Annotated in this window: 8 protein-coding genes; 7 read left to right on the top strand and 1 reads right to left on the bottom strand. The window is 56.3% G+C overall.

Annotated elements, in window-relative coordinates:
• The 7 genes from IIA05_11050 to IIA05_11020 form a co-directional block, all read left to right on the top strand.
• Nucleotides 1-1,162 (top strand): mannose-1-phosphate guanylyltransferase/mannose-6-phosphate isomerase (locus tag IIA05_11050; GenBank protein ID MCH9027637.1); only part of this gene is annotated, 1,162 nt, incomplete at its 5' end.
• 66 nt (nt 1,163-1,228) lie between these two features.
• Nucleotides 1,229-2,578, top strand: coding sequence for a phosphomannomutase (locus IIA05_11045; GenBank protein MCH9027636.1), 1,350 nt, complete (start codon nt 1,229-1,231; stop codon nt 2,576-2,578).
• Nucleotides 2,579-2,681: 103 nt separating this feature from the next.
• A complete protein-coding gene (locus IIA05_11040) occupies nt 2,682-3,611 on the top strand; it encodes a sulfotransferase (GenBank protein ID MCH9027635.1) in 930 nt (309 codons plus the stop codon).
• A 98-nt stretch (nt 3,612-3,709) separates the two neighbouring features.
• Complete coding sequence (locus tag IIA05_11035; GenBank protein MCH9027634.1) at nt 3,710-3,952, top strand: ribbon-helix-helix protein, CopG family; 243 nt, start codon at nt 3,710-3,712, stop codon at nt 3,950-3,952.
• Nucleotides 3,937-4,275 carry a type II toxin-antitoxin system PemK/MazF family toxin gene (locus IIA05_11030; protein ID MCH9027633.1) on the top strand — a complete coding sequence of 113 codons (339 nt, stop codon included), beginning with the start codon at nt 3,937-3,939 and terminating at the stop codon, nt 4,273-4,275. The genes IIA05_11035 and IIA05_11030 overlap by 16 nt, the downstream gene beginning before the upstream one ends.
• A gap of 313 nt (nt 4,276-4,588) precedes the next feature.
• Entirely contained in the window at nt 4,589-4,939 is a 351-nt protein-coding gene (locus IIA05_11025; GenBank protein MCH9027632.1) for a helix-turn-helix domain-containing protein, read from the top strand.
• Nucleotides 4,936-6,243 (top strand): type II toxin-antitoxin system HipA family toxin, encoded by a 1,308-nt coding sequence (locus tag IIA05_11020; protein MCH9027631.1) that lies wholly within the window; start codon nt 4,936-4,938, stop codon nt 6,241-6,243. The genes IIA05_11025 and IIA05_11020 overlap by 4 nt, the downstream gene beginning before the upstream one ends.
• A gap of 169 nt (nt 6,244-6,412) precedes the next feature.
• On the opposite strand, the gene IIA05_11015 is transcribed toward IIA05_11020, so the two are convergent.
• Nucleotides 6,413-7,114 carry a hypothetical protein gene (locus tag IIA05_11015; protein MCH9027630.1) on the bottom strand — a complete coding sequence of 234 codons (702 nt, stop codon included), beginning with the start codon at nt 7,112-7,114 and terminating at the stop codon, nt 6,413-6,415.
• Nucleotides 7,115-7,310 lie beyond the last annotated feature (196 nt).

The following is a 7,310-nucleotide window of genomic DNA, read 5'->3' as shown; positions in this document are numbered from 1 at the left end:
AAACACCGCACCGGCTGCGGCGGTCGCCGCGTTGCTGGCGATGGCAAGCGACGCGCAAGCCCGCATCCTGATTCTGCCCGCCGATCATGTGATTGCCGATACCGCTGCGTTCCATCAGGCTGTCGCCAGCGGCCTGGCGCTGGTGGACGAGGGGCGGCTGGTGACTTTTGGGGTCGTGCCGACCAGCCCGGAGACCGGCTATGGCTATATTCGAAAAGGCGGGGAAGCCGGCGTTGCGGGACCGGTCGAGGAGTTTGTGGAAAAACCGGATCTGGCCGCGGCGATGCGATACCTGTCCTCGGAGAATTATCTTTGGAACAGCGGGATGTTCTTGTTTGCGGCCGCCGATTTTCTGGCTGAACTCGGGAAATTCGCGCCGAAGATGCTGGCGGCGTGTCGCAAAGCGATTGACGGGGCGAAACGCGATCTCGATTTCACCCGCCTCGACGCCGATGCTTTCCTGGCCTGCCCGGCGGATTCGATCGATTACGCGGTGATGGAAAAGACCGATCGCGCGTCGGTGGTGCCGCTCGATGCCGGTTGGAGCGATGTCGGCTCGTGGGCTTCGCTGCACGATGCGCTGGACAACGACGAGCACAACAATGCGGTTTATGGCGATACCGTTATCGAAGACAGCTTCAACTGCTATGTTTATGCCGGCCACCGGCTGGTGGCGACGGTCGGGCTTAGAGATCACGTCGTGATCGAAACCAAGGACGCGGTGCTGGTGGCGCCGAAAAACCGCGCGCAGGATGTGAAGGCGGTAGTGGCCCGGCTGAAGGAGCAGGATCGCAGCGAAACGGAACTTGGCCGCCAGGTGTTCCGGCCGTGGGGAAGCTACGACAGCATCGATCACGGCGATGGCTTCCAGGTCAAACGCCTGATTGTGAATCCCGGCGGCGTGTTGTCATTGCAGATGCATCGCCATCGCGCGGAACATTGGGTCGTGGTGCGTGGCACCGCGAGGATTACCCGCGGCGAGGAGGTGTTCGATCTGAAGGAAAACGAATCGACTTTTATCCCGATCGGCACCAAGCACCGCATCGAGAACCCGGGAACAGAGCCGTTGCATATCATCGAGGTGCAATCGGGTTCGTATCTGGGCGAAGACGATATCGTGCGTTTTGAAGATACCTACGGCCGGACAGGGCGAACGGATTAACCTGTGGGAGGGCCTTCAGGCCCGATGGGCGTTCGCAAGATGAAACTGGCGGGACAATAATTTCTGATGGCAAAAATCACCTGTTTCAAAGCCTACGATGTCCGCGGTCGCGTCCCCGACCAGCTCAATGCCGATATTTGTTACCGGATCGGGCGCGCGGTTGCCGACTACTTGCAACCCGGGCGCATCGTCGTCGGTCGCGATATCCGTCATACCAGTGAGGAACTGTGCCAGGCGCTGACCCGCGGTCTGGTGAGCAAAGGCGTGCAGGTTTTCGACATCGGTGAAGGCGGCACCGAGCAGATCTATTTCGCGACCTTCCACGAGCACATGGATGGCGGGATCATGGTCACCGCCAGCCACAACCCGATCGATTTCAACGGGCTGAAATTCGTCCGCGAGGACTCGCGGCCGATCAGCGCCGATACCGGGCTCGAGGACATCCGCCGCCTGGCCGAGTCGGACGATTCGACGGACCCCGGCGGGGCGGAATCGGCGGCCACGCCGATCGATATTGCCGATGCCTACATCGAGCATCTGCTGGGCTATGTCAACACAGACGATTTGAAGCCGCTGAAAATTGTCAGCAACCCGGGCAATGCCGGCGCCGGCGCCGTGATCGACCGGCTGGCGCCGTTGTTGCCGTTCGAATTCGTCCGCGTGCATCATCAGGTGGATGCCGATTTTCCCAACGGCATTCCGAACCCGCTGCTGCCGGAGAACCGGCCGAGCACGAGCGATGCGGTGATTTCCTCCGGGGCCGACTTAGGCGTCGCCTGGGACGGTGATTTTGACCGTTGTTTCTTCTTCGACGAGCTGGGCCAATACATCGAAGGTTATTACATCGTCGGTCTGCTGGCCGAGGTGTTTTTGCAAGCCCAGCCCGGTGCATCGATTATTTACGACCCGCGGCTGACCTGGAACACGGTGGCTATCGTCGAGGCCAGCGGTGGCGTACCGGTGATGAGCAAATCGGGGCATTCGTTTATCAAAGAGCGGATGCGCGCGGAAAACGCCGTCTATGGCGGTGAAATGAGCGCGCATCACTATTTCAGGGATTTCGCCTACTGTGACAGCGGCATGCTGCCGTGGCTGCTGGTGGCGCAACTGATATCGACCAGCGGCAAGAGTCTGTCCGCCCTGGTGGTCGACCGGGTGGCGCGGTTCCCGGCCAGCGGCGAGATCAACCGGCAGATCGACGATGCGGCTGCGGTCATGGAAAAACTGCAGGCCCATTACGCCGCCGACGCCATCGCCGTGGATCACATCGACGGGCTGAGCATGGAGTTTGCCGAATGGCGTTTTAATATCCGCTCGTCCAACACCGAACCGCTGGTGCGGTTGAATGTCGAAAGCCGTGGCGACAAAGCCCTGATGGAGGCGCGGACCGAGGAATTGCTGGAGCTGATGAGCTAGAAAAAAGGAGGCAGATTTATTTGTTGTAGGAGGTCCTGCAGGCCCGATGGGAAAGGTCCTTGTTTTGTCCTATGCTTGATTTAGGAAAACGAAAAAAAACCGAATGAGAAAAATAATATTAATTGCCGGGCATAGCCGCAGCGGCAGCACCTTGCTCGACCGGCTGCTCGGCGAAATTGCCGGTTTCGTCACGGTCGGCGAGCTTCGCTGCCTGTGGATTCGCGGCCTGCTGGGAGACGAGTTGTGTGGTTGTGGCACGCCGTTTCGCTCCTGCGGGTACTGGCGGGATATCGTTGCAGACCTGCCGGCGGCCGAAACCCGGGAAGCCTATGCGAGGCGGGTTTTGCGGGTGCAAGAAGTGGCCGAGAAAAGCAATGCCATACCGTTGTTGCTGAATCCGTCCCTGAGGCCCAGGGAGTTCTCGGATCGACTCGATGAATACAAGCACGCATTGCGCCGCCTGGTTTCCCGCATTTTCGAGAAAACCGGGGCCCGCGTAATCGTCGATTCATCGAAAAAACCGGCCTATGCGTTGATCATGAAGGAACTGTTTGGCAATGATGTGCACGTCGTTCACCTGGTCCGCGACAGCAGGGCGGTGGCTTTTTCCAGATTGAAGACAAAACTGCGGCCGGAAGTCCATTGGAAGAAAAAGAACATGGCGATCGGCAATCCGCTGCGTACCGGTGTGGAATGGCGGTTGGCCAATAATATTTTGTCAGCCATGTACGATGCGGGCCGGTGCACGCAGTTACGCTACGAGGACCTGGTCGACCGGCCGCGCGCAACCATTGCCAGCCTCGTCGCCGGCGTTCTTGCGGTCAACCCAGCCACCGTACAGGTGGCACACATTTATGCCGGCATGGCGGAACTGAGCATGGCGCATTCGGTGGCCGGTAACCCGATGCGGTTCGCGACCGGGAAAATACCGATCACCCTGGATGACGAGTGGGAAAAGAAACTGTCCGGAATACGGCGCCGCGCCGTTACGCTGATGACCCGCAAGCAACTCAAGCAGTACAACTTCATATAGAAAAAGAGGTCCGCCCCCTTTTCCTGCCTGAATGCGCTATTTATGCTCCTTGACGAATCTAAAAGTATGACCAATAATCATACTAATGGAGGCCTCGCATGAGCAGTAGCAAAATCGCAATCACGTTGGAATCCGGTTTGTTGGCCGAGGTTGATGCGTTGGTGAAAAAACGCGTGTTTCCCAATCGCAGTCGCGCAATTCAAGAGGCGGTAAAAGAAAAACTGACTCGTTTGAATCGCAGTCTTCTGGCCGAGGAATGTGCAAGACTGGATCCGGAGGATGAAAAGGCTTTGGCAGAGGAAGGCCTGACGGAGGATTTGTCTGAATGGTCCGAATATTAAGGGGTGAGGTCCGCTGGGCGGAACTCAATCCAACTCGTGGCCATGAGCAAGCCGGGCGCAGGCCAGTGCTTGTGCTAAGCCATGATATTTTCAACAAACGCTCCGGCACTGTTATTGCCATGGCCGTGACGAGCCAGCCACAAAAAGCTCGTTTTCCTCTCACTTATCCCCTCGAATCCAGGCAATTACCGAAACCGTCCTGGGTAAAAATCAGCCAGATACGCACTTTGTCCGTGGACAAAATTGGCAGGAAATTAGGCACTGTTGAGCCGGAGCAGTTGGCGGAAATCGTAGATGGGTTAAACCAGATAATCGGAATCTGACAAGCGAATACAGCCAACCCGGTAACCCGCGCGTCTGATTCGAATCGGTTTCCCAAAGCGGCGGGAGAGTATCGTGGGAGGGCCTTCAGGCCCGATGGGGGAGGCCGATAGCGCCCGAAACCGCTCTTGGGCGGACACCAATCGGTCCGCAGCCAGGTGTCCCTTTAATTCGCCACAATTGCCGAAATAAACACAAGTCACGCTGAAATTCGACCCATCTGGCGCCTCAATCTCGTCAATAATATGCATTATAACTCGTAAGAATTGACGAGATAAGTTATATTATGTGTACAATTCGTCTAAGGTGACGACTATGATTATCAACAAACTCCTCGCAGATGAGGCCATTCTTGCCGAAATCGGCAAGCGGGTTGCGCGTCGCCGGCTCGATCTGTCGGTGACCCAGGCGGATGTGGCGGAACAGGCGGGCGTCTCCAAACGCACGGTAGAGCGGCTTGAGTCCGGGGCTTCAGCGCAAATGTCGAGTTTCATCCGGGTCTTGCGTGTCCTGGATTTGTTGCCGGGCCTTGAGCAAATGATCCCGGAAGCCGGGCCGAGCCCGCTGGCGTTGCTACGGAACAAGGGCAAGGAGCGGCAACGCGCCTCAAAGCGCAGACCATCGGAGCAGACCGGCAAGGCGTGGTCGTGGAGTGACGACCCATGAGCGCCGTCGCCGAGGTCAAACTCTGGGGGCGCACGATCGGCGCGGTTTCGCTCGAGGACGGCGGGCAGGTGGCCGCCTTCGAGTATGATGCGGCCTTCGCCGATAGCGGTATCGAAATTTCGCCGATTGCCATGCCGCTTTCCGCCCGCATTTATACCTTTGCCGATCTCTCGCGAGAGACCTTTTATGGATTACCGGGCCTGTTGGCGGACTCGCTCCCGGACAGATTTGGCAATGCGCTGATCGATGCCTGGTTGGCCACCCAGGGTCGGCAGCCGATTTCGTTCAATGCCATCGAACGGCTTTGTTATACGGGAAAACGGGGGATGGGCGCCCTGGAGTTTTCCCCTGCGATCGGGCCGCAAGCGCTTGAGGCAAACCAGGTTCAAATCGATCAACTGGTTGAGTTGGCAACGGAGGTCCTGACGCATCGCAACGACTTCAGAGTTTCCTTCGCCGATGCCGGCAAGGAGCAGGCGCTGAACGATATTCTGCGGGTGGGCACCTCGGCCGGTGGCGCACGCGCCAAAGCGGTGATCGCCTGGAACCGATCGACCAACGAAGTGCGCTCTGGCCAGGTTCAGGCGGGCGAGGGGTTCGAATACTGGCTGCTCAAGTTTGACGGTGTCAAAGGCAACAAGGACAAGGAGCTCGAAGATCCGCAAGGGTACGGGGTGATCGAATACGCCTATTGGAAAATGGCCGAGGATTGCGGCATTACGATGAGCGAGTGCCGCTTGTTCGAAGAAAACGGCCGGCAGCACTTCATGACCCGGCGCTTCGACCGGCCTGTCGGTGGCGGGAAACTCCACATGCAGTCGCTGGGTGCGCTGGCGCACTACGATTTCAACAATGCGGGCGCCTATGCCTATGAACAGGCACTGCTGGTGATTCGGCAACTGGACTTGCCCATGCATGCGACCGAGGAGCAGTTCCGCCGCATGGTGTTCAATGTCGTTGCCCGCAACCAGGATGACCATGTCAAGAACATCGCCTTTTTGATGGATAAAGCCGGCAACTGGTCCCTCGCGCCTGCCTTTGACATGACCTACAGCTACAACCCGTCCGGTGTATGGACGGCCAGTCACCAGATGACCATGAACGGCAAACGGGACGATTTCGTATTGGCTGATTTTGTGGCTTGTGCAAAATCGGCTTCGATGAAACGCGGGCGCGCCGAGGCAATTGTCAAAGAAGTGCAGGAAACGGTGTCGCGTTGGCGGTCATATGCGGAAGAGGCAGGTGTCCCCGCTGGCTGGCGCGATAAAATCCAGCGGGTACTGCGTTTGCAAGCCTTTAAATAAACCCGCCCCCTTTTCGAACAAAACAAAGGACACCCACAGACTTTCTGAGCGAACCCTGCAAATATCCGCCTGGCTGATTGTTTGGGCGATCAGCAGTGCGATGATTCTCACGAAAAGGTGTGGATGTCCTAGGTTTTCCTAGGTTTTCGATAAATCAGAAAAAAGGAATTCAATTTTGATGAGGAATCAGCGTCAAGGTCCTAAGGATTTTATCCAGGAGTTTCTTTTCTATCTCGGGCCAACGCTCAGTCTCTTCACCATCTTCGGTCAGATCCGAAGCAGTCAAACCGAGTGGCGCAAGATCGTCTATGAAAATTATCATCAGCTCCTTGCGTCGCGATGCATCAGTCAAATAAACAAGCCGGGCATAGGCGAAATCCTCAGGAAACGTGTAACCTTTGCTTAGCACAAATTGTCTGGCGAGTGAGCCATCGGTACCAGGTTTTCTTTTCTTTGGGTTTAAGTGAACGGCGGCAGTATCCAGGTAAAAGTCATAGTCATTGATTCGCAGGCGAGACGGGGAATCCTCATAATCATATTGATGCGAATTATCCGGCAGGTACTCTTCAAACTGTATCCAGTAAAGACTCCTTAATTTATTGTCGGCAGTCGTCTCGACAAAGAAGTGTTGCTCTGTATCGGCTACTCCGTACAGCACGAATTTCTGCCCGCCAATATGACGAAAGGAAGGATCGAACCCCATGACTGTGCCTGGATCACGGGGCGAAAATAACTCGTTTTCTGAAACGGAACCAAGCAGGCTGGTGTAAACGGGCTCCGTGGTCATCCTTCCACGATCCAGATGTCGATAAGCAAGGATTCCAGCCGCGGCGATTAACAAAAGCAGAGACAACAGGATGATTTTCTTCATAATTACCACCGATGGAAATCAATTAGACGTTGGTGGAATCATATTGGTTTAACGGGTTTTCTTCTAGAAGGCTGTCGCTGCCACGGAGCCAGGATTTCTTCATTGGCCGCGAAAACAGAGTTTTTCAATAAAATAAAAACAAAGGACACCCACTAAAAACAAAGGACACCCACAGACTTTCTGAGCAAACCCTGTA

This window comes from Pseudomonadota bacterium (assembly GCA_022572885.1).
GTDB lineage: Bacteria > Pseudomonadota > Gammaproteobacteria > Steroidobacterales > MnTg04 > MnTg04.
The sequence above is the reverse complement of the archived record's forward strand: the minus strand, read 5'-3'. Positions and strand labels throughout refer to the sequence as shown.